Origin of the sequence: Streptomyces sp. DH12, from assembly GCF_020873895.1 — a bacterium.
Taxonomy (GTDB): domain Bacteria; phylum Actinomycetota; class Actinomycetes; order Streptomycetales; family Streptomycetaceae; genus Streptomyces.
Genome location: NZ_JAHWGT010001731.1, coordinates 1 through 382, shown reverse-complemented (window position 1 = coordinate 382; position 382 = coordinate 1). Strand labels below are relative to the sequence as shown.

Annotated in this window: 1 protein-coding gene; it reads left to right on the top strand. The window is 72.5% G+C overall.

Going from position 1 to position 382, the window contains the following annotated elements; all coding sequences use genetic code 11:
- On the top strand, positions 1–306 hold a 306-nt coding region (locus LPA54_RS41955), incomplete at its 5' end, for a PP2C family protein-serine/threonine phosphatase (RefSeq protein WP_228985579.1).
- Positions 307–382 lie beyond the last annotated feature (76 nt).

Sequence of the window (382 nt, the reverse complement as noted above, 5' to 3'; positions counted from 1 at the left end):
GAGTACCTGAGCACCCGCGGCGGCATGCTGGTCGGCGTCCTTCCCACGGCGCAGTTCGTCGGGGTGAGCACCGTCCTGCGGCCCGGCGACACCCTGCTCCTCTACACCGACGGCCTCACCGAGGCCCGGGTCGGCCCCGACCGGCAGCTCTACGGTTACGACGCCCTGCTGTCGTTCGCCGCCGCGCGCGCCCCGGCGGGCAGTCGCGCGCTCGTCGACGCCGTCACCGGTCTGCTGCGCTACTTCGGCGACGGCCTCGACGACGACACCGCGCTCCTGGCGATCGGCGTCCCCGCCGCCTCCTGATCCCCGCCACCCTGACCCCGCCTCCTCATCGACGCACCAGTTTCACGGAACGAACAGAGCGACCCCCATGAAACCC